Raw genomic sequence first — 21,895 nt, 5'->3', positions numbered from 1 at the left:
AAAAATGACTTTTCGCACAAATAGGATAGTTATCCTAATTAACACCATCATCTTAGATTACTTGTCTCACTAGTTTTCACTGCGCTATTCAAAATCGCAACACATCTATCCTACTTGTGAACTAAAATTAACATATTACTAACAGGTTATTTAACTTTGAAATAGGTTTTTAAATGAAAGACAGAAATCATCTTTCTGATATTGGAATAGCACATGATGTCAAAATGATATCAAACGGTTTAGTTGATATTCCAATGTTGCAATTATTATCCCCTGATGGTGTTGCGCACGATAGCGATGGCTATGCAGAGTTAGACCAAGATAAGTCAGAAAAAATCTTGCAAACGATGCATTATATTCGAATTTTAGATGAGCGAATGATAGCTGCTCAGCGTCAAGGTAGAATTAGTTTTTATTTAGCTTGTACAGGTGAAGAGGCGGCTACAATTGGTAGTGCGGCAGCGTTAGAACCTGAAGATATGATTATGTCTCAATATCGTGAACAGGGTACTTTGGCATATCGTGGCTATACAACAAAACAATTTATGGATCAGATGTTTAGTAACCAAAAGGATCCTAATAAAGGTCGTCAAATGCCGATTCATTATGGTGATAAAGCATTGAACTTTATGACAATTTCATCGCCTTTAGGAACACAAATACCACAAGCATCTGGTTATGCCTATGGACAAAAAATGGCGGGGGTTGACGCATTAACTATCTGTTATTTTGGTGAAGGTGCAGCTTCGGAAGGAGACTTTCATGCCGGATTAAACATGGCCGCCGTGCTAAATTGTCCAGTGATTTTCTTTTGTCGCAATAATGGTTACGCAATCTCAACACCAGCAGAAGAACAGTTTGCAGGAGACGGCATAGCATCTCGTGGGATCGGCTATGGGATAAAAACCATTAGGGTTGACGGTAACGATGTTTTGGCTGTCTTTGCGGCGACCAAAAAAGCCAGAGAAATTGCGCTCAAAGAACAGTGCCCTGTGTTGATCGAAGCAATGACCTATCGTTTAGCTGCGCATTCTACTTCGGATGATCCAACTGGCTACCGTTCTAAAGAAGAAGAAGCTAAATGGCGTGAAAAAGATCCTATCTTACGTTTTGAGAAATGGTTAAAGAGCAAAAATTGGTTTAATGAAGAAGCCATTAAGCAGTTTGCCGTTGAGTCGCGCCAAGAAGTATTACAAACCTTAAAACAAGTTGAAAAAGAGCCAGTTAATCATATCGACGATATTATTGAAGATGTATACGACACACCGCCTTGGCATCTGAAAGAGCAACTTCAATCTCTAAAACAGCATATTCGCCAGTACCCAGAAGCGTACCCGAAGACTTCAGGGAGAATCAAAAATGACTAAAATGAACATGTTACAAGCGGTTAATAACGCATTAATCACCGCAATGGAACAAGATAAAAGCGCCATGGTATTTGGTGAAGATGTTGGCCATTTTGGCGGCGTGTTTAGGGCTACAAGTAATTTACAAGAAAAGTTTGGTAAAGCTCGTTGTTTCAATACACCACTAACTGAGCAAGGTATTATTGGTTTTGCTAATGGTCTTGCCTCTCAAGGTTCAACAGCCATCGCTGAAATTCAGTTTGCAGATTACATTTTTCCTGCTTTTGATCAAATTGTGAATGAAACAGCTAAATTTAGATATCGTTCTGGCGGACAATTTACCTGCGGTAGTTTAACTATCAGAACGCCCTACGGCGGCGGTATTGCTGGGGGACTTTATCACTCACAATCACCTGAAGCCTTTTTTGCACATATCCCAGGCATGAAAATTGTGGTGCCACGCAATCCATATCAGGCTAAAGGTTTGTTATTAGCATCCATTCGAGATGACAACCCTGTGTTATTTATGGAGCCAAAACGCTTATATAGAGCGTCGGTGGGCGAAGTACCTGAAGAAGACTATGAACTCACTTTGGGAAAGGCCGATGTGATTAAAGAGGGCAGTGATATCACGTTACTCGCGTGGGGAGCACAAGTAGAAATTTTAGAAAAAGCGGCTGATATGGCGGATGCTGATGGGATTTCTTGTGAAATTATTGATTTGCGCAGTATTTTACCTTGGGATGTTGAAACTGTGTGTGAATCCGTAGCAAAAACAGGACGTTTATTAATTAACCATGAAGCACCACAAACGGGTGGTTTTGCCAGCGAAATTGCTGCCACTGTACAAGATAAATGCTTTTTGAATCTCGAGTCGCCTATTGCCAGAGTGTGTGGGCTAGATACGCCATATCCACTAGCCCATGAAAAAGAATACATGCCAGACCATTTAAAAACCTACGAAGCGATAAAACGCTCAGTCAATTATTAATCAGGAGAACAACATGAGTGACTTTATATTGCCTGATATTGGCGAGGGAATTGTGGAATGTGAATTACTTGAGTGGCTAGTACAAGAAGGTGATGTCATTGAAGAAGACCAACCTGTAGCCGAAGTAATGACCGATAAAGCAACGGTTCAAATACCCGCAATGCATGCTGGTGTAATCACTAAGCTGTATTATAAAACCGGAGATATAGCTAAAGTACATGCTCCACTATTTGCTATGGATAATGAGTCAGACGAAAATCAAAACGCGTCGTCAACTGACTCACAAGAGCTAGAAAAAGAACAGCTTTCAGAATTATCACAAGCCTCTTCTAAAGAAAGTATTGAAGGTTCGTCAAACCAATCCTCCATTGACTTTATTTTGCCTGATATCGGTGAGGGTATAGTCGAGTGTGAAATTGTAAAATGGTTAGTGGAGCAAGGGCAGGAAGTAACAGAAGACCAACCTGTTGTTGAAGTGATGACAGATAAAGCGCTAGTGGAAATCCCTGCTAAATATTCAGGGACCATAATGCAGCTTTATTACCAGCAAGGCGAAATTGCAAAAGTGCATAGTCCTTTGTATGCATTATCTACTGAAGAATCAGAAAGTACGGGTAATTCACAGAAGCAATCATCACCGTTGAAAACTGAAAACTTAGCTGAGAATTCTCAGCCTTCAGCGGCTCAATCAGTGCAAAAAAATAACAAGCGAAAAGCTTTGGCAAGTCCCGCTGTACGCCGTTTAGCTAGAGAGAATAATCTGGATATAACGAGTGTCTCTGGGAGTGGTAAAAAAGGGCGTGTTTTAAAACAGGATATCGCTTCTCACCTTGACAACAAAGGTGAATCGAAAAGCAATACCCAAACAAACGCTAATGGCATAAAAGAATCAAGTGAAAATATTCAGCCAAATCGAGTTGAAGCCATTCGCGGAATTAAAGCAGTTATGGCAAAACAGATGACTGGTTCAGTTTTTACGATTCCACATTTCAGTGTCAGTGATGAAGTTGAAATGGATACGTTATTAACGCTGAAAACGCAGCTAAAAGCTGATTTCGAAGCAAGCGGCGCTAAACTTAGTTTAATGCCCTTTTTCATAAAAGCTTTGTCGTTGGCATTAAAACAGTTTCCAATTATTAATAGCCAGGTAAATGACGAATGCACCGAGATTACCTACTTTAATGAACACAATATTGGTATTGCGGTTGATTCTAAAATAGGACTACTGGTTCCAAACATTAAAAATGTACAAAATTTATCTTTGTTTGAAATCGCCTTAGAAATGGATCGTTTAGTCAATTTAGCAAGGGAAGGAAAGCTTGCTAGTAACGATTTAAAAGGCGGTACCATTAGTATCTCTAATATTGGTGTAATAGGTGGCACAACTGCAACTCCTGTAATTAATAAGCCAGAAAGCGCGATTGTCGCATTGGGTAAAATTCAACGGTTACCTCGCTTTGATGCGCAAGACAATGTGATACCGGTAAATTTAATGCATATAAGTTGGTCTGGAGATCATCGAATAATTGATGGCGCAACAATGGTGAAATTTAGTAATCTTTGGAAATCTTATCTAGAAAATCCAATGAGTATGCTAAGTCATCTGCGATAATCATCCACGGCGAAGAAACACTAAGTGGGGAATTACTGGTGACTTTGCCGTATTTGGGTATGATTAGCTAAAAGGCAGTTTATAGAGTAAAAATTGAAATGCTAAGCTATCGTCATAGTTTTCACGCAGGCAATCATGCCGATGTGCTAAAACATATCACCCAGATGTTAATCATCAATAAATTAAAACTTAAAGAAAAACCTGCGATTTACATTGATACTCACAGTGGCGCAGGTTTGTATGATTTACAAAGTGCTGAAGCGCAAAAAACCAAAGAATATTTGTCAGGCGTCGAATGCTTACAAGTTGCGCATTCACAACACGAAGATATAAGAAAATATCAGCAATTAATCAGTGAGTTTCTAACACAGGATCAATATCCAGGTTCTCCGCTGATTGCGGCTCGTACATTACGCGAACAAGATAGACTTATTTGCATGGAATTGCATAATACTGAGATTGATAATTTAAGACAGAATTTGTCAACAACAGAATGTGCTGCCTCTTTGGCAATTCATCATCGAGATGGTTACGAAGGCTTACTCGCTTTTTTACCACCTAACCCCGCCCGTGGTTTGGTTCTAATCGATCCATCATACGAAGTGTCAGACGAATATCAGCAAGTAACAAATACGTTAGAAAAAGCCTTAAATAAATGGCCAATAGGTATATATGCTATCTGGTATCCATTGCTATCTTCTCGTGCCGCTAAAAAAGCTGGATTAAGTGAAAACATGTTAAAGAAAATCAGTGCACTAGATTGTAAAAGTGTTTTAAATGTTGCTTTGCATGTCACCGAAAATGATGGCGAAACCGGAATGTATGGTTCGGGTATGGTTATAATAAACGCGCCATGGCAACTTGACGTAGAATTGGAAAGTGTCGTACCTGCGCTTTTTTCTCAATTAGTGAAGGCAGATTTAAGTGGTAAAGCAGTTGTAGAATGGTTAAAGCAGGCTGATTAGTCAAATGTCATTGGCAAATCTAAAACACTTTTATATTCCTGATGAACAATCTATTTATCTTTTATCGCATAAAGATGCACAAAAATTAAAAGACTGGATCAACCTATGTAAAGAGCAGCTCGAACTGCTTGGTTACAGTAACATTGAACTAATTGGTAAAGGAGCTTTTGGTTTCGCTTTTGCTGGCATTGATCCACAGCATAAACATTTGGTGTTTAAATTCTCTAGAGTTAACTTGCCACAGCATGTACAAGACCAACTCGAAGACGAAGCCTTTATGTTGAGTCAAGTTGATCATCCATTTGTGCCTTCATTAATCGAGTTTCAGCGGGTTAAAAAACAAGCCATTTTGGTAATGGAAAGGGCGACTGGCGTAGATTTAGAAGTGTATTCGCTTCAGCAAGGGCCATTGTCCGCAAGACTTATCACTAAAATAGCCGCTCAGCTTTCCGAAATTTTATTGTTCTTACGTAATCACCAACATCAGGGGAAACCTAAACCGATTGTGCATGGTGATATCAAGCCATCAAATATTGTTTTTGATGAAAAAACTGAAACAATAGGTTTGATTGATTGGGGCTCAAGTGTGTTTGCGCAAATGGACCATCAAGGGCAATACATCGCCAATAATGTAATGGACTTGATGTCCAGTGATCTGCAACAGACAAATGCACGTTTAGGGGATGTATATTTTATTGGAGATGAACAGTTAAATGGTGAACTATCAAGTCCTCGATTCGATGAACAAGGGCTTGCAAGTACGCTGTACGCATTAGCCTCAGGGCAGTCCAGCCGTTTTGGTAGACATATCATTCAACCTAATTCACTTGGCTTACCTAAAGAGTTGGCTGAGGTATTAACAGCAATGTTAAGTGAAGACCCTAAGCAGAGAAAACTAGGTGGTGATTATTTTATTAAAAACATGAAGTTTATGAAAAATGTCGTGTTTGCAAAACAAGAACAAAATGAACATGTGGCGCTAATTCCTACTTGGACGTTCTCAAAGAAAAAGGAAATAGATACTGTTGTTTACAGCTCTCGCAGATCATTTCTAAAATTAGAAAATACCGACGTAAAAAATGATCTTCACTACATAAATGATGCTCAATTTGAACGTTACTATAAAAACTATATGCAAGGTATGGGAGAAACAGAAAAAGCATTTATTTCAGCGGTGGGCAGGTTGGGTAAATATCCTGTGGTAGGAGGCTTAGTTGTAAGATGGCAACCTGAAGGGGTTTACATAGATTCAAGCCTTAATTTGTTCAATCCTAGTTTAAAAAGATCGTTTGACGTTTCCGTTAACAATGTTGTCACGCTGGCAAGAGCCATTCACAGGGTTGGCGTGTTTAAAAGTTGTATGTTTAACGCCAGAGATACACTGCATATCGAAAGAGATGACGAATCGGTACCCTTTATCCCCAATACAGATATGCAGATCCCGTACGAATTGAGTCAAACATCGATTACAGAAGACCAAAGTAGGAATCACTCGTATTTTGAAGATGGAGAAGATCCTGACGAATTACTCGCTTTGCCTGAAGATATGATGATTATCATTCGTCAACTGAACAGTATTCATCACACTGGATGCATTATTTTTGAAGCTTTACCAACGCATTTAAAAATTCACAGCTATTACACGTTACTTGATCACAATATGGAACTTGAATTTAAGAGCTTACTAAAGGAAATTATTGATTTATTGCCCAAAATAAATGGATTAGGAATTTCTGGTTTCATGAAATTACCGTATAAAGATACTCGTTATTTTGAGCATGCTGCAGGATTACCTGAAAAGTTTTATCCAAAAAAGCTAAAATAACTAAAATAGCTAAATATTATATTTGATGGGAGAGGTTCATGGCAGAAGTGACGTTGAAGTCATTATTGCAGTTAGAAAGGATTGAAAATTCACTTTACAGAGGACAAAGTTGGGATTTGGGTTTTCGAGCGTTATTTGGTGGACAAGTTATGGGGCAGGCCTTGGCTGCAGCTCAAAATACCTTACCTGAGGGCAGAATTACGCATTCTTTTCATTCCTATTTTTTACTGCCCGGAGATGCCAACTATCCCGTACTATACGATGTTGAAAATGTTAGGGATGGTCGAAGTTTTTCTACTCGTCGAGTAAAAGCGATTCAAAACGGTAAAAATATTTTTTATTTAACTGCATCTTTTCAAACACCTGAAAAAGGTCTTGAGCACCAATATGCAGAAATTCCTGACGTTCCACCACCAGAAGAGGTTGGTTCTGATTTAGCGTTTTTCGAAAGTACACTTGACCAAATATCAGAACGAATGCAAGAAGCTCTCAGCTATCACAAACCGATTGATAGCAGAACAGTACAAACAATTGATCCATTTAAGCCGGTTAAATCAGAGCCTAAACGTTTTATTTGGATGCGTGCCCAAGAAGTGATTAACGATGGCTTAAATTTAAACCATGCCATGTTAGCTTATGCTTCTGACTATCATTTTTTGGGTACTTCATTGCAGCCTCATGGAATATCTGTCAGAAATAAACAATTAAGAATGGCTACGATTGATCACGCGATGTGGTTCCATCATCCATTTAAATTTGATGAATGGCTGCTATATGTGGCTGAAAGTCCATTCACGGGGGGCGCAAGAGGTTTAGTTCGTGGTCAATTTTTCAACCAAAAAGGCGTGCTGGTAGCATCTACTATGCAAGAGGGCCTTATGCGAAAGGTGGACGAGTAAGATGATTTATTCCATTGGAGATCGTAAAACGAGTATTGCAGATAACGTGTTTATCGCACCGGGTAGCCACGTGATAGGCTCAGTTAATTTGGCTGAGAACAGCAGTGTCTGGTTCAATGTAGTGATCCGCGGTGACTGCGATGAGATTACAATTGGTGCGGATACGAATATTCAAGATGGTTCTGTTTTGCACACAGATGAAAATGTACCGTTAATTATCGGGCAGGGCGTTACCGTAGGACACAAAGTAATGTTACACGGGTGTCAAATTGGGGATTACAGTTTGATTGGCATCAATGCCGTGGTTCTCAATGGCGCGAAAATTGGACGTTACTGCCTGATTGGAGCCAACAGCTTAGTGACGGAGAATATGCAGATACCTGATGGCTCAGTGGTGATGGGTAGCCCTGCAAAAATCGTCAAAACATTAAGCGACGAACAACAAGCATTGTTAAAGGGCTCGGCAGAACATTACGTAGACAATGCTAAGCACTATATGGCAAACCTTGTCCCCGAATAACACATTGATATTCAAGATATAAAAAGGCCCGGCACTATTTCTAGTTCCGGGCTTAGGGGAATGGCCCATTCTCAGAGCCTTGCGCTAACTTAACTTCTTCAGGGAGAAGTCTTCAAAAATCAAAAAATTGATTTGAACATTTAGTTTAGAACAACAATGCATAAATTTTAAACAAATTTCTTAATTTTTTTAAAACTGTATTTAAATCAATAATATGAAAAGTATTTGTAGCTTTGTGGTTGGGACTTATCTACATCTACAACACAATTTATGCAGTGCTTTTTAACAGGTTATCCACAGCATTACCGTAAAATCTTCTCAAAAAACAAAAAAAGTAATGATGAAATACCTCAATCACATTCTTTTGATGAATGTTGGTTATGACTATCTTGTCGTTAGGTCTAGTAACTGTAACACTGAGTTGGTATTAACGTTTTGAGAGTGTATTTATGAATTCATTTGCTACATCATTTATTCCTACTATCCGTACGCTTATGGGGCCAGGTCCTTCTGACGTAGATCCACGCATCTTGACGGCGTTATCGCGACCCACTATAGGGCATTTGGATCCGCAATTTATCCAATTAATGGATGAAATAAAATCGCTTCTGCAGTATGCGTTCCAAACAAAAAACCAACTTACTATGCCAGTGTCTGCCCCCGGTTCCGCAGGCATGGAGGCTTGTTTTGCGAATTTGGTTGAACCCGGGGATAAAGTCATTGTATGTCAAAACGGTGTTTTTGGTGGCCGGATGAAAGAAAATGTCCTTCGCTGTGGTGGTATCCCAATCATGGTTGAAGATCAATGGGGTAAACCAACCGATTTAAACAAATTAGAACACACATTAAATAATCACAGTGACGCTAAAATTGTCGCTTTTGTCCATGCGGAAACATCAACAGGTGTTAAAAATGACGCTCAGGCCATTTGTCATTTAGCCAAAAAATTTAATTGCCTGACTTTAGTTGACGCTGTTACATCATTGGGAGGTTGTGAGTTAAGCGTTGATGAATGGCAAATTGATGCTATTTATTCAGGTACCCAAAAGTGTCTTTCGTGTGTGCCAGGTTTATCACCTGTTTCATTTAGTCAACTGGCTATCGATGCAATTACATCGAGAAAGACCCCGGTTCAAAGTTGGTTTTTAGACATGGAGTTGGTGATGGGGTATTGGGGCAAAGGAGCAAAACGAGCATATCACCACACTGCACCAGTAAATAGTTTATACGCCCTGCATGAAGCATTAATAATACTGCAAAATGAAGGACTTGAGACCGCTTGGCAACGTCACCAACAGATGCATGTAAAATTGCGAGAAGGATTACAGGCATTAGGGTTAGAATTTGTAGTTGAAGAAAAATACAGATTGCCGCAATTAAATATGGTGCGTATTCCCGAGGGTATTGATGATGCGCAAGTTAGACAAACTTTGCTATCTGAATTTAATTTAGAGATAGGAGCTGGTTTAGGTGAACTAGCAGGAAAAGTTTGGCGGATAGGGCTTATGGGGTATGGTTGCAATAGCAAAAACGTTAATTATTGCATTAGTGCAATTAAGTCGGTGTTATCCTAATCTAAACGCTGTGAAGGTCCTGTTTTTCATTTTTGTGGAACAGGATCTAACAACACTTCATAAATTTTATGCTAGTTTATCCACTTTATATATTTAGATAAGCAAATATGCTGCATAGAATCTGGCTGACTTTTATTTTGTCAGCATTTGTTGCCACACTTTGGCAAGTTATCTTCAATCAACAGTTAGATAGTTTCAAAGACGTTATGGATGCAATTTATGCCATGGCGAAATTGAGTGTTGATATTTCTATAGGATTAATTGGCGTTTTAGCTTTTTGGTTAGGTATTTTTCAAATTGCCGAAAAGTCTGGTTTAGTCTCTAAATTGTCGATTTTGTTAGAACCTTTGTTGTGTCGCCTCATGCCCGAAATCCCCAAAGGACATCCGGCAATTGGGAGCATAACCATGAATGTTTCCGCCAATGTACTTGGCTTAGACAATGCCGCTACGCCGTTTGGTATCAAAGCGATGCAAGATATGCAGGGTTTAAACTCGGATAAGACAAGTTTAAGCAATGCACAGATTTTGTTTCTGGTAATCAATACATCTTCAGTAACTTTGTTTCCGATCGCGGTTTTTTTATATCGTGCAGAACAAGGCGCGCAAAATCCTACAGATGTCTTTATTCCAATCTTATTGGCAACCTTTGCGTCAACAATTGCAGGACTTTTAGTCACATGTTGGGTACAAAAAATAAACTTATTTAACCGAGTCGTCTTTTTGTATGCTGCGGCAATATTCGCGCTGATAACATCAGTCATCTTATATTTTTCAAATCTTGCAGCTCATCAGATGGCGTCTCAGTCATCCATTGTTGCAAACGGTCTGCTGCTAACTTTCGTGATAATCGTACTCAGTGTTGGGGCCATCAAAAAGCTAAATTGTTATGAATTATTCGTTGATGGCGCAAAAATGGGCTTTGAACTAGCAATATCGCTTATTCCCTATTTAATCGCTATGTTGTTCGCAATTGGTATGCTCAGAGCAAGTGGCTTACTTGACATGGTCATGGGATTGGTAGGTCATGGTGTCAACTTAATTGGGCTTGATAATCGTTTTGTTGATGCAATTCCGAATGCATTAATGAAACCTTTAAGCGGTTCTGGTGCCAGAGCATTAATGATTGAAACAATGCAACATCATGGCGCAGATTCTTTCGCAGGAAGGTTAGCGTCTGTGTTGCAAGGCTCAACAGAAACCACATTTTATATATTAGCTGTGTATTTAGGCGCGGTAGGAATCAAGCATAGCCGCCATGCTGTTGCTTGCTGTTTATTCGCTGATTTGGCTGGAATTGTTACAGCAATTTTAGTCGCTTATTGGTTTTTTGGTTAAACTTAACGAAAAATGTTAGTTATTTTAGGATAAGGAATTGTGACGATGAATAGGTTTATTGCCTCATCTTTTTTAGTGCTTAGCTGTCTTTTTTTAACCGCTTGCTCCAAAGTTACTTTGGCTAACTACGAGAGGGTCGAAATGGGGATGATAAAGTCAGATGTAGAGATGATTTTAGGGAAATCTGAAGACTGTAAAGTTGTTATAGGCACCTATACTTGCATTTGGGGAAATGAAGAAGACAAATATATAAAAGTGAGCTTTATTATGGATAGAGCTGCGGTGATTACACACAAAGGGTTAAAGTAATATGCGTATTTTTTGGATTTGTATTTTATGTCTAAATAGTTTCAATTTAATAGCACATGAATCTCGCAGTAATATTATAACTGTTCAAGGTCAAGGTAGTATTTTTCAAGCGCCTGATATCTTGAAGTTTACCATTGCTGTAGAAGAGAAAGGCGAAAACTCAACGGTTTTAAATGACCAAGTAAATGCTAAAACACAAAAAATATTAACCGTGTTGTCCAAACACAATATTGAACAAAAAGATATTCAGGCGATGTCATTGAGCCTTTATCCTTGGTATGAAAGAGAGCGACAATCAAATATACAGAAGGGTTATGTTTTTAATCGTAATATTAACGTCACTTTACGAGATTTTGAAAATTACCCTGCCATCCTAAGTGATTTATTTGCACTAAAAGTCAGTCGTATTGATGGTTTCCGTTACGAAGTAGAAGATCAACAACAAGCCTATCTAAATGCTCTAAAAGCGGCGATTAGTGATGGTCATGAAAGAGCTAAGCATTTAGCTAAGAATTTGCAGATTGAGCTAGGAGACGTGATAAATGTTGAAGAAACGTCTAATTATCAACCGGCACCACAACCTTCTGCTCGTTCTTTGTCGGTGTTTAACGATGCTGCACAATATTTACCAGGATTAAATGAAATTAATGCCAGTGTAACTTTGTCATTTAGCATTAAAAAATAAGGTTTTCGCATCTTAGTAGACTCGAATTTACTGGGTGATAATTATTCATTTATACTAGGATTTTTATTAAATAAATCGAAAAGTATGATTTTGCATATCACAAAGGATAAAAAAATCGCTGAAATTCTGGTGATTGAAGGTTAAAATCTGAAAATTGATCGACAAGTTAAAAACACACGACAACTGCCTGAAGGTGAAAATGTCCATAGATAACGAAAAAACCGATTTTTATCATAGTCTTACTAAGCAGGCTCAAGCATTAATCGGTGACGAGCGAAACCTAGTAGCTAATCTTGCCAACCTAAGCGCACTCTTATTTATGAGTTTAGACGACGTAAATTGGGTTGGATTTTATCTTGTCGATGAAAATGAATTGGTATTAGGACCGTTCCAAGGTAAACCCGCTTGCATACGTATTCCAATAGGAAAAGGCGTTTGTGGCACAGCTGCATTAAACAGAACAACGCAAATAGTCGCTGACGTTCATCAATTTGAAGGGCATATTGCATGTGATGCAGCTAGCCAATCTGAAATAGTCATACCGATTTTGTCGGGCAGACGCTTAATTGGGGTATTAGATATTGATAGCCCAATAGTTGAACGTTTTGATTCAGTAGACGGTTTAGGGCTGCAACAAATAGTTGATGTTTTACAAGAGACTATCTGTTGAAGAGTTTGATTGACGTTCATGTTGTATTGGCGACGCCAGCAGACTTGGAAAATTGGGATGAACTAGCTGAAGAAGCTGCCGAACGTTTAAATACCATTTTACATTTGGCTTATGATTTGGCGGATGAAGATATTGAGTCCAGCCGTTTAGAAAAAATATTACATCACATATGGGAAAACTGGCATGAAGACAGTTATCTCTTGGAAATCGACGACGCAGATTTGCATGACTGGGTTGACCATCTATTGGCAACTTGGGATGATGCAGAACACGATGAAGATTATGAACAAAATTATTAATTAGTAGATTGAATGGAAAACCAACAAAAATTTTCAAATAGCAAAGAAGTTATCGCTTTTTTGGCACAAACCTTCCCAAAATGTTTTTCCTTAGAAGGTGAAGCGAAGCCCCTTAAAATTGGAATTTTTCAAGAGCTTTCTGAGCGATTGAAAGAAGATGAGCGTATAAGCAAAACCTTGTTACGTGCTTCTCTTAGACATTACACTAATAGTTGGCGATATTTACATAGCGTCAAACAAGGTAGTTTTCGAATTGATTTAGATGGAAATCAAGGTGATGCTATCGAACAAGAACATGCTGACCATGCTTTAAAGCAATTAAATGAAAGCAAAGCTAAAGTAGCTGAGAAGCGAAAACAAGCAAATGCAACCAAGCCGGCTGAAAAGAAAAGTTACAAAGTAAAAGCAGAAAAGTCTAGTCAAACACAATTTAAGGGAACTAAAGTTGCTAAACATAAACAAACTAAGCAACCCCCTCCAGAAAAATTGACTGAGTCAAACTTAGTGGTTGGGACCGAAGTGACCGTTAAAGTTGGAAAAAGTCCGCTTCCTGCGACTATTACCGATATTTCTAAAGATGAAGTTCACGTCCAACTTCAAACGGGTATGATAGTGAAAGTGCAAGCTGATAATTTGCGCCTAGCTCGACCAAAGAGGTAGTAATATGAATAAATTTGTTCGCGCTTCAGTAAGTAGCGCATTATTTTGTTTAAGTGCAACAGCCATTGCTGTTAATTCTACTAGCGTAGAAATAGATCTTCCCAGCTTAGAGCAAGAGTCTCAACATTCAGCCTCTGCAAAACGTATAAGTTCACATTTATTGCGCTCTCATTATAAGCCAATAAAAATAGATGATAATTTGTCTGCCAAGACGTTTGAACGCTACATTAGAACGTTAGATTATAATCGAAACTTCTTCCTGAAGTCTGATATAGAAGCGATGGAGAAGTATCGATTAAATTTTGATGAAGCCATTGCGCAGGGTAACCTTAACGATGCTTATAAGGTTTATGCCACTAATTTAAAACGCCGTTTAGAGCGTTTTAATTATGCGATTACCTTGCTAGACACGCCATTTGATTTCGAAAAAAAGGGCGATACGTTAGAATTTGATAGAGAAGAAGCGCCCTGGGCGGAATCTACAGCAGAATTAAATGAGTTGTGGAGACAACGAGTCAAATACGATGCATTGAATTTGAAACTTGCAGGAAAGACGCAAGAAGAGATAAAAGATCTTTTAACTAAGCGTTATCAACGCGCAATTAAACGACTGTCTCAAACTAAAAGTGAAGATGTATTTCAAACTGTCATGCACTCATTTGCACGCAGTGTAGACGCTCATACCAGCTACTTATCTCCCCAAGGTACAGAACGTTTCGATATGGAAATGAATCTGTCTTTTGAAGGTATAGGCGCAGTTCTACAAAGCGAAGATGACTTTACAGTCATTCGAAGTGTGGTACCAGGCGGGCCTGCTGAACTATCTAAAAAAATTAAACCCGAAGACAAAATTGTTGGTGTTGCCCAAGATGATGAAGACTTTGTTGACATTATCGGATGGCGATTGGACGAGGTCGTTGAGTTAATTAAAGGTCCAAAAGGTAGTGTGGTAAAACTGCAAGTGTTGAAAGGTGCTTCTGAATCGAATGTGCCAGAAGTCGTTAGTATTACTCGCGACAAAATAAAACTTGAAGATCGCGCTGCTAAATCAGAAGTTTACACACCTGAAACAGGTCCTCATGCTGGTGAAAAGTTAGGGGTGATAACGATTCCTTCTTTTTACAACAATTTACATACGGATGTAAAAAAAGAGCTAGTTAAACTGAAAGAGCAGGGCGTACAGGGCATTGTTGTAGACTTGCGTGGTAATGGTGGAGGTTCATTAACCGAAGCAACTTTACTATCTGGTCTGTTTTTCGATCAAGGTCCAGTTGTGCAAATTCATGACGCTTCTGGGCGAACTAGAACGGAAAAGGATACTGATGGGGTCACTTATTACGAAGGACCGATGACAGTGTTAGTTGATCGCTATAGTGCTTCTGCATCAGAAATATTTGCTGCAGCTATGCAAGATTACGGTCGTGCTGTCGTACTTGGTGAGCAAACTTTCGGGAAAGGCACTGTACAACGCCACCGTCCGCTTGGACGTATTTATGATCTGTATAGTAATCCTCTAGGCAGTATTCAGTACACAATAGCGAAATTTTATCGTATTAACGGTGGCAGTACCCAGCATATGGGCGTTGTCCCGGATATTAAATTTCCATCTGCAATCAACCCTGAAGACTGGGGTGAAAGCCAAGAAGAAAATGCGCTTCCATGGGATAGTATTGACCGCGTTAACTACTCAACTGTGGGGAATACGTCTAGCGCTCTTACGTTGATGGAACAAAATCATTTAAAACGTATCAACGATAATCCTGAATTCGCATATATTTTTGAAGATATTCAGCGTTATCAAAAGGAAAAGGATAAAAAGACGATTTCTTTAGTTGAGTCAGAACGTATTAAAGATAAAGAAGAGCAAGAAGCAACGCGTCTTAAACGGGCAAATGAACGATTAGTTAGAGCAGGTCATGAGAAAGTAGAAAAACTTGATGACTTGCCTGAAGACCTAGAAGAACTAGATCCGTTCTTAGACGAAGCTGCAAATATTACTTTTGACCTCGTCTCCACAGGTATGTACGCCTCACATAGTGCTAAAAAGTAATAAATGTTTGGTTATAAAAGGGCTATTTTTAATAGCCCTTTTTTATAGAATAAAAAAAAGCTGCTGTGTTACTTTTTATTTAAGACAAATTGCGTAATGCAATCAGCGAAATTAAAAAATACCAGACAGCCAATATCTTGAGTGTCTACAAAGCATTACGCTTTATGGTTTATTTTTAGGCAATCAAAGCGAGTATTTTGTGGTATTAACAGTATAGTGTAGTATTCCCAAAAAAAGACTAAGCAGACATTGGTCAGATAAACACAATAATAATAAAAGGGTATTAAATGAACGCACGTGGAGAGTTTTCTTCTCGCCTTGGTTTTATTCTGGCCGCAGCGGGTTCAGCGGTTGGTTTAGGAAATATTTGGGGCTTTCCAACTCAGGTTGCCAGTAATGGCGGAGCTGCATTTGTATTAGTCTATATCGTATTGGCCTTTTTACTGGCCTATCCAGTTCTAATGGCAGAGTTAATAATCGGACGAGCAACTCGTGCAAATATGGTTGATGCTCTAGGTCAAATTTCTGGTAGTAAAGTTGGTAGAGCCACGGGTGTTTGGGGCTTTGTCACTGTTTCCCTTATCTTAGCATTCTATTCCATTGTAGCAGGATGGATGATTGCTTTTTTCCTACAAACGATAACTCAATTTTTCGGTGCTGAGTCTCTATCAACATGGTTAACCAGCCACTCTATCATCCGCAATGTCGTGTTTTGTGGCGCATTTTTGGCCATTACCGCCGGAATTGTTACCGGTGGAGTAAGTCAGGGAATTGAACGCTGGTCTGTGCGCTTGATGCCCACTTTAATGATTATAATTGTATTACTGATCATATATGTATCAACACAAGCAGGTGCAATTGAAGGTTGGAAAGCGTATTTAGTGCCTGATTTTAGCCGCATTATGGATCCCGCGTTGCTTATCAATGCGATGGGGCAAGCGTTTTTCTCTATGTCACTTGGCGTAGGCACAATGTTAGTTTATGGATCTTATGTAAGTAAAAATGAGCGTTTACCTAGTTTAGGAGCGTCCGTAGCACTCGTCGATATCGGCGTTGCTGTGCTGGCTGGTATGCTAATTATCCCTGCTATGTATGTTGCCTTGCATAATGGTGTGCAAATTTTCTCTGAAAGTGGTGCTTTGATTGAGGGTGACAGTCTCATCTTTACGGTTTTACCAGCACTATTTAATACGATGGGATCAGTGGGAATTTTCGTTGCCTTCGCATTTTTTGCACTCATGGTCATTGCAGCTTTAACGTCTTCGATATCAATGCTTGAAGTGCCAGTAGCCTATGTGGTTGAAAGTAAGGGAGTTGGAAGAACAAAAGCAGTTTGGATGCTAACTGTGTGTGTATTTATCGCCAGTTCCTTCATCATATTCAATTTCGAAAGTTTATTTGGATTAGTGATAAGTTTAACCACTAAATATAGTCAACCGTTGTTAGGGTTAGCATTATGTGTGTTCGCTGGCTGGGTATGGCGTAGAGACAGTATTCTGGCCGAGTTAAAGTTAGGCTATGAAGGGGCAGAGCATTCCTTGTTTTGGAAAATCTGGCCTTGGTACGTTAAGTTCGTGTGCCCTGTGGTTATTTTTATTATGTTTTATCGTTCAGTAACTGCATAGGGAATACGTATCAATGGAAAATGAAATTAAAAAGCCGGCAGTTAAAGAGGCGTCGATTCTTGACGCGTTAATTCCAATTGTAATCCTTGTTTGTTTGCTGTTTTCTTCGGTTTATTGGTTTGGTAGTGATTCTTCATTTGGACCTAATCAAATAGCGTTGATTTTTGCTATGTTTATAGCTTCAGGGATTGGCATTAAAAACGGATATACTTGGAAGGAAATTGAAGCAGGCATAGTAAAAGGAATTTCACTGTCTTTAGGGGCCATATTAATCTTATTGGCCGTCGGTGCACTTATAGGTTCTTGGATGTTATCAGGAACAGTTCCAACTCTGATTTATTATGGTCTCGAGTTACTTAACCCTTCTTTATTTTATGCTGCGACCTGTTTGATTTGTTCCGTGGTAGCCATGAGCATAGGCAGCAGTTGGACCACAGCGGCAACTGTTGGTGTTGCGTTAATGGGTGTAGCCAATGGAATGGGGATGTCTGAGGCGATTACCGCCGGTGCAGTGGTGTCAGGTGCTTATTTTGGTGACAAAATTTCTCCTCTGTCGGAAACAACTAATTTAGCGCCAGCGATTGCTGGAACAAACTTATTCGAACATATTCAATACATGTTATGGACGGTTGTTCCAAGCATTATTATTACCCTGATTATTTTCACTGTTTTAGGCTTCAATAGTACCCAAGACGCGTCAGCGCAAAGCATTATTGATATGCAGAATCTCTTAAAATCCGAATTTAACCTTGGGATACATCTATTAATTCCGTTAGTTGTGTTGTTGATCTTGGCATTAAAAAAAGTGCCTGCTTTTCCCGCTGTTTCAGTTGGTGCAATTTTAGGGGGTATTTGGGCAGCTGTCTTTCAGCCCGAAGTTGTGCAAAGTTTCGCGACTAATCAGCGTGAAGGGTTAGTTGCCAGCATCACTGTGGTCTGGACTGCGCTATACGACGGTGTAAGTTTTAGTACTGACAGTGAGGTGCTTAACGATTTATTGAGTCGCGGTGGTATGTCGAGCATGCTAAACACTATTTGGTTGATCATGTGTGCCTTGACCTTTGGTGCTGTGCTCGAGAAAGTTGGCTTGTTAAAACGTATTGTCAGTGCAATATTAGTAGGCGCTAAAACTGCTGGTGATATGATCTCTAGAACAATATTAACTTGTTTTGCAACTAACATAATCTCAGCTGATCAATATATGGCTATTGTTATGCCAGGAAGAATGTACAAAAATGAATATGAAAAGCGCGGTCTACACCAGTTAAACCTTTCTCGTAGTTTAGAGGATGGTGGTACACTTACATCACCACTAATTCCTTGGAACACATGTGGCGCTTATATGGGAGGCGTACTAGGTGTCGGTGCGTTAGATTATGCGTTTTATGCCTTTTTCAATCTTATAAACCCGATCCTAGCAATAATTTATGCTTTCTTAGGGATTAAAATACTTCGCGTTCCCATACCTTCGTATGCAGAAACTGCGGAAGACAAATCGTAAGTAGCAAAGCATTTAAGTCTTCTTATATTTTTCAATGGTCTTATTTTAGGTTTTAGTATGTCCGATAATAGTGTGATTCAAGCAAAACGCCGTTTAGATTATCAACCCCCGCATTTTTTCATATCCACGGTTGATTTATCGGTCAAACTTGAGGATCCAAAGACCCAAGTTAAGAGCCAATTAAAAGTTATCCGAAATGGAGAGCATCGACATCCTTTAGTGTTAGATGGCGAAGAATTACCCCTTATAGATATTAAAATAAATGCTAATAGTGTTACTCGGTATGAGCAAACACCAACATCATTGACCCTTGAAAATGTGCCTGATGAATTTTATTTAGAAATTTATACCGAAATAGATCCTGCATCTAATAGCTCATTAGAAGGATTATATAAAACCGAAAATGCGTATTGCACCCAATGTGAGGCTGAAGGTTTCCGTAAGATAACCTATTTTATTGACCGACCTGATGTCTTATCCGAGTATTCTGTCACTATTTATGCCGATCAAAAAGCCTATCCTTATTTACTGTCTAACGGCAACAAAGTTGATAGTGGCAAATTAGAAGACGGTAGGCATTGGGTAAAATGGCACGATCCCTTTAAAAAGCCGTGTTATTTATTTGCGTTAGTGGCAGGGGACTTTGATTTACTTGAAGATCATTTTAAAACCGTTTCTGGCAGAAAAATACTATTGCAATTGTTTGTCGATAAAGGCAAAGCAAAACGCGGCAAACATGCTTTAACCTCTCTTAAAAAGTCCATGCAATGGGACGAAGAAGTTTTCGATTTAGAATACGACCTAGACATTTACATGGTAGTCGCGGTCGACTTTTTCAACATGGGGGCGATGGAAAACAAAGGCCTTAATGTCTTTAATAGTAAGTTCGTTCTGGCTGACAGTGAGTCGGCTACAGATGAAGACTTTTTTAATATTGAATCCGTAATCGCACACGAATATTTCCATAACTGGACCGGCAACCGAGTAACCTGTAGAGATTGGTTCCAGCTCAGTTTAAAAGAAGGGCTGACTGTTTTTCGAGACCAACAATTTAGTGCAGATATGAGCTCTAGAGTGGTTAACCGAATTAAAAATGTCAAAGTCATTAGAGAGCATCAATTCGCAGAAGACGCCAGCGCAATGTCGCATCCAATTCGTCCTGATGAAGTTATTGAAATGAATAATTTTTATACGGTAACGGTTTACGATAAAGGTGCTGAAGTCATTCGTATGTTGCACACCTTGTTAGGACAACAAGGGTTCAAAAATGGTATTGATTTGTATTTTAAGCGTCATGATGGTCAAGCGGTAACTTGCGATGATTTTGTCAGTGCAATGCAAGATGCCAATCAGGTTGATTTATCACAATTCAAACTCTGGTACAGCCAATCAGGCACGCCGGTGGTAAGCGTAAAAGAACGCTTTGACGATGCCACCGGGGAATATATATTGGAGTTCCAGCAAATTAACGCCCCAACTGCAGATCAACAACAAAAACAAAATTTACATATTCCTATTCGATTAGAGTTTATGTGTAACGGAGAAAAGCCAAGTGCTGAGTTGTTTGAACTCAAACAAGGTAGTCAAACGTTGACTAAAAGCGGGTTTACTGAAAAACCGACGGTAGCGTTATTAGCTGATTTTTCAGCACCGGTTAAACTAGAATTTGATTACACTGTAGATGCCTTGCTAAAGATTGCGCTGCAAAGTCAGGATGGCTTTTCACGCTGGGATGCGGGGCAAAAATTATTTAGTGAATATTTGCACGGTAAAACGCCTGCAGGTTCAACTTTCAAAGTTTCATTGCGTGATATCGATAATTTGATCAACGGCATTTTTAACGATAAGCAGGCGGACACTGACTGGGCATTGTTGGCAGAAATGTTAACGTTACCCAATATTGAAACTCTTGCTCAACAGGTTTCTCGCTACTATGTCGTTGAACTCAATAAAGCCCGAAAAGAATTAGAGTCGCACATTGCAAATACATTCTCAGCTAACTTCTTATTAATTTACAGTGAAAGCGCACAATCTGGATACAAATATACTGCTACTCAAGTGAACAAGCGTAAAATAAGAAATCTATGCTTACATTATTTAGCTAAAACTGACATTGGCGATAAATTGGTGAGTGAACAGTTTTCTGCTTCGAGTAATATGACTGATAGCCTTGGTGCTTTAAAAGCGGCACAGTCCGCTTTATTGCCTTGTTTTGAACGTCTAATGTCTGAATTCGAACAAAAATGGGCAGATGACCCATTGGTGCTGGATAAATGGTTTGCTTTACATGCCAGCAGTGAAATCCCTGATATACTTGCACGACTCGATTTGTTGCTTAGTCATAAACAGTTTAATCATGATAATCCAAATCGTGTGCGTTCTGTTATCGGGACGTTTGCATTTTACAATCCAACAGGATTTCATGCGATAGATGGATCTGGATATAAATATATTGCAGATTATTTATTAAAATTGGATGCAAGAAATCCGCAAGTTGCTGCTCGAATTGTTACACCACTTAGCCAATGGAAAAAAATGGATGAAGCTCGAGCTGAACTCATGAAACATCAACTAACCCGATTGTTGGCGCAACCAAATCTTAGTAAAGACTTGTATGAGAAAGTGAGTAAAAGTTTAAGTTATCAATGAGTTTATGCGGACCTATTATTTTAATTTAAATGCCTCTTATGAAATGTGTGAGAAGTTGTACACAGCCTCCACCAATTCGGTCATTCTTCATTCTGAAAGTGGAGAACGTATACAAATACCTACTTTAAATCTGCGACCTTTTGTTACTCGCGTTGGGTTAAAAGGTCGTTTTCGTCTTATAATTACCTCTGAAAATAAAGTCTTTTCGTTTGAAAAAATAACATAATTATTTGCATTAGTTGTTTGAACGTTTTTTAACCTGTTGAAAACGGTGGCATTTTACATTTTTTTAACTGGTACGATTTCTTCTTGCTATCAGGTCGAAATGATGTAATGATTTTGTGAATAATTTGCTACTAATAATCAGTCGTTTTGATT

19 protein-coding genes are annotated in these 21,895 nt (G+C 39.0%); all 19 read left to right on the top strand.

The features are described from left to right. Positions 1 to 173 precede the first annotated feature (173 nt). The 19 genes from GLIP_RS10695 to GLIP_RS21695 all read left to right on the top strand — a co-directional run bounded on the left by GLIP_RS10695 (position 174) and on the right by GLIP_RS21695 (position 21,743). Positions 174 to 1,367, top strand: a complete 1,194-nt coding sequence (locus tag GLIP_RS10695) for a thiamine pyrophosphate-dependent dehydrogenase E1 component subunit alpha (RefSeq protein WP_008844645.1) — start codon at positions 174 to 176, stop codon at positions 1,365 to 1,367. Further along, complete coding sequence (locus tag GLIP_RS10690; protein ID WP_008844644.1) at positions 1,360 to 2,337, top strand: alpha-ketoacid dehydrogenase subunit beta; 978 nt, start codon at positions 1,360 to 1,362, stop codon at positions 2,335 to 2,337. Before GLIP_RS10695 ends, GLIP_RS10690 begins: the two co-directional genes overlap by 8 nt. A 13-nt stretch (positions 2,338 to 2,350) precedes the next feature. Beyond that, the gene (locus GLIP_RS10685; RefSeq protein ID WP_008844643.1) at positions 2,351 to 3,949 is read left to right on the top strand and encodes a dihydrolipoyllysine-residue acetyltransferase; all 1,599 of its coding nucleotides are present in this window, start codon (positions 2,351 to 2,353) and stop codon (positions 3,947 to 3,949) included. A gap of 98 nt (positions 3,950 to 4,047) precedes the next feature. Beyond that, positions 4,048 to 4,914, top strand: a complete 867-nt coding sequence (locus GLIP_RS10680) for a 23S rRNA (adenine(2030)-N(6))-methyltransferase RlmJ (protein WP_008844642.1) — start codon at positions 4,048 to 4,050, stop codon at positions 4,912 to 4,914. A gap of 4 nt (positions 4,915 to 4,918) precedes the next feature. After that, positions 4,919 to 6,739 (top strand): protein kinase domain-containing protein, encoded by a 1,821-nt coding sequence (locus GLIP_RS10675; protein ID WP_008844641.1) that lies wholly within the window; start codon positions 4,919 to 4,921, stop codon positions 6,737 to 6,739. Positions 6,740 to 6,777: 38 nt separating this feature from the next. Continuing rightward, positions 6,778 to 7,638 carry an acyl-CoA thioesterase gene (locus GLIP_RS10670; RefSeq protein ID WP_008844640.1) on the top strand — a complete coding sequence of 287 codons (861 nt, stop codon included), beginning with the start codon at positions 6,778 to 6,780 and terminating at the stop codon, positions 7,636 to 7,638. 1 nt (position 7,639) lies between these two features. Beyond that, the gene (locus GLIP_RS10665) at positions 7,640 to 8,158 is read left to right on the top strand and encodes a gamma carbonic anhydrase family protein (RefSeq protein WP_008844639.1); all 519 of its coding nucleotides are present in this window, start codon (positions 7,640 to 7,642) and stop codon (positions 8,156 to 8,158) included. 449 nt (positions 8,159 to 8,607) lie between these two features. Then, positions 8,608 to 9,732: a pyridoxal-phosphate-dependent aminotransferase family protein gene (locus GLIP_RS10660; protein WP_008844638.1), complete on the top strand. Its 1,125-nt coding sequence runs from the start codon at positions 8,608 to 8,610 to the stop codon at positions 9,730 to 9,732. Between the two features lie 107 nt (positions 9,733 to 9,839). Then, on the top strand, positions 9,840 to 11,069 hold the full coding sequence (locus GLIP_RS10655; protein ID WP_008844637.1) for a nucleoside recognition domain-containing protein: 1,230 nt from the start codon (positions 9,840 to 9,842) through the stop codon (positions 11,067 to 11,069). A 45-nt stretch (positions 11,070 to 11,114) separates the two neighbouring features. Beyond that, positions 11,115 to 11,378 (top strand): hypothetical protein, encoded by a 264-nt coding sequence (locus GLIP_RS10650; RefSeq protein WP_040522643.1) that lies wholly within the window; start codon positions 11,115 to 11,117, stop codon positions 11,376 to 11,378. A 1-nt stretch (position 11,379) separates the two neighbouring features. Continuing rightward, a complete protein-coding gene (locus tag GLIP_RS10645) occupies positions 11,380 to 12,063 on the top strand; it encodes an SIMPL domain-containing protein (RefSeq protein ID WP_008844635.1) in 684 nt (227 codons plus the stop codon). Positions 12,064 to 12,262: 199 nt separating this feature from the next. Then, positions 12,263 to 12,733 carry a GAF domain-containing protein gene (locus tag GLIP_RS10640; RefSeq protein WP_008844634.1) on the top strand — a complete coding sequence of 157 codons (471 nt, stop codon included), beginning with the start codon at positions 12,263 to 12,265 and terminating at the stop codon, positions 12,731 to 12,733. Continuing rightward, positions 12,730 to 13,032 carry a hypothetical protein gene (locus GLIP_RS10635; RefSeq protein ID WP_008844633.1) on the top strand — a complete coding sequence of 101 codons (303 nt, stop codon included), beginning with the start codon at positions 12,730 to 12,732 and terminating at the stop codon, positions 13,030 to 13,032. The genes GLIP_RS10640 and GLIP_RS10635 overlap by 4 nt, the downstream gene beginning before the upstream one ends. Positions 13,033 to 13,044: 12 nt before the next feature. Continuing rightward, positions 13,045 to 13,692 (top strand): RNA chaperone ProQ, encoded by a 648-nt coding sequence (proQ, locus tag GLIP_RS10630; protein WP_008844632.1) that lies wholly within the window; start codon positions 13,045 to 13,047, stop codon positions 13,690 to 13,692. A 4-nt stretch (positions 13,693 to 13,696) separates the two neighbouring features. Further along, positions 13,697 to 15,742 carry a carboxy terminal-processing peptidase gene (prc, locus tag GLIP_RS10625; protein ID WP_008844631.1) on the top strand — a complete coding sequence of 682 codons (2,046 nt, stop codon included), beginning with the start codon at positions 13,697 to 13,699 and terminating at the stop codon, positions 15,740 to 15,742. A 287-nt stretch (positions 15,743 to 16,029) separates the two neighbouring features. Beyond that, a complete protein-coding gene (locus GLIP_RS10620) occupies positions 16,030 to 17,367 on the top strand; it encodes a sodium-dependent transporter (protein ID WP_008844630.1) in 1,338 nt (445 codons plus the stop codon). 13 nt (positions 17,368 to 17,380) lie between these two features. Continuing rightward, entirely contained in the window at positions 17,381 to 18,868 is a 1,488-nt protein-coding gene (gene nhaC, locus GLIP_RS10615) for a Na+/H+ antiporter NhaC (RefSeq protein WP_008844629.1), read from the top strand. A 57-nt stretch (positions 18,869 to 18,925) separates the two neighbouring features. Further along, the gene (gene pepN / locus GLIP_RS10610) at positions 18,926 to 21,517 is read left to right on the top strand and encodes an aminopeptidase N (RefSeq protein WP_008844628.1); all 2,592 of its coding nucleotides are present in this window, start codon (positions 18,926 to 18,928) and stop codon (positions 21,515 to 21,517) included. Between the two features lie 4 nt (positions 21,518 to 21,521). After that, complete coding sequence (locus GLIP_RS21695; RefSeq protein WP_083880105.1) at positions 21,522 to 21,743, top strand: DUF2835 family protein; 222 nt, start codon at positions 21,522 to 21,524, stop codon at positions 21,741 to 21,743. Positions 21,744 to 21,895: the final 152 nt, after the last annotated feature.

The organism is Aliiglaciecola lipolytica E3, from assembly GCF_000314975.1.
Taxonomy (GTDB): domain Bacteria; phylum Pseudomonadota; class Gammaproteobacteria; order Enterobacterales; family Alteromonadaceae; genus Aliiglaciecola; species Aliiglaciecola lipolytica.
Note: the sequence above shows the minus strand (reverse complement) of the source record. Positions and strands in the feature narration are given on the sequence as shown.

Excerpts from the sequence above, each read along its gene's own strand:
- GLIP_RS10650 (WP_040522643.1), top strand. The coding sequence starts at position 11,115 with ATGAATAGGTTTATTGCCTCATCTTTTTTAGTGCTTAGCTGTCTTTTT.
- pepN (WP_008844628.1), top strand. The coding sequence starts at position 18,926 with ATGTCCGATAATAGTGTGATTCAAGCAAAACGCCGTTTAGATTATCAA.
- GLIP_RS10660 (WP_008844638.1), top strand. The coding sequence starts at position 8,608 with ATGAATTCATTTGCTACATCATTTATTCCTACTATCCGTACGCTTATG.
- GLIP_RS10690 (WP_008844644.1), top strand. The coding sequence starts at position 1,360 with ATGACTAAAATGAACATGTTACAAGCGGTTAATAACGCATTAATCACC.
- proQ (WP_008844632.1), top strand. The coding sequence starts at position 13,045 with ATGGAAAACCAACAAAAATTTTCAAATAGCAAAGAAGTTATCGCTTTT.
- GLIP_RS21695 (WP_083880105.1), top strand. The coding sequence starts at position 21,522 with ATGCGGACCTATTATTTTAATTTAAATGCCTCTTATGAAATGTGTGAG.
- GLIP_RS10665 (WP_008844639.1), top strand. The coding sequence starts at position 7,640 with ATGATTTATTCCATTGGAGATCGTAAAACGAGTATTGCAGATAACGTG.
- prc (WP_008844631.1), top strand. The coding sequence starts at position 13,697 with ATGAATAAATTTGTTCGCGCTTCAGTAAGTAGCGCATTATTTTGTTTA.
- nhaC (WP_008844629.1), top strand. The coding sequence starts at position 17,381 with ATGGAAAATGAAATTAAAAAGCCGGCAGTTAAAGAGGCGTCGATTCTT.
- GLIP_RS10640 (WP_008844634.1), top strand. The coding sequence starts at position 12,263 with ATGTCCATAGATAACGAAAAAACCGATTTTTATCATAGTCTTACTAAG.
- GLIP_RS10680 (WP_008844642.1), top strand. The coding sequence starts at position 4,048 with ATGCTAAGCTATCGTCATAGTTTTCACGCAGGCAATCATGCCGATGTG.
- GLIP_RS10670 (WP_008844640.1), top strand. The coding sequence starts at position 6,778 with ATGGCAGAAGTGACGTTGAAGTCATTATTGCAGTTAGAAAGGATTGAA.
- GLIP_RS10675 (WP_008844641.1), top strand. The coding sequence starts at position 4,919 with ATGTCATTGGCAAATCTAAAACACTTTTATATTCCTGATGAACAATCT.
- GLIP_RS10620 (WP_008844630.1), top strand. The coding sequence starts at position 16,030 with ATGAACGCACGTGGAGAGTTTTCTTCTCGCCTTGGTTTTATTCTGGCC.
- GLIP_RS10695 (WP_008844645.1), top strand. The coding sequence starts at position 174 with ATGAAAGACAGAAATCATCTTTCTGATATTGGAATAGCACATGATGTC.
- GLIP_RS10685 (WP_008844643.1), top strand. The coding sequence starts at position 2,351 with ATGAGTGACTTTATATTGCCTGATATTGGCGAGGGAATTGTGGAATGT.
- GLIP_RS10655 (WP_008844637.1), top strand. The coding sequence starts at position 9,840 with ATGCTGCATAGAATCTGGCTGACTTTTATTTTGTCAGCATTTGTTGCC.
- GLIP_RS10645 (WP_008844635.1), top strand. The coding sequence starts at position 11,380 with ATGCGTATTTTTTGGATTTGTATTTTATGTCTAAATAGTTTCAATTTA.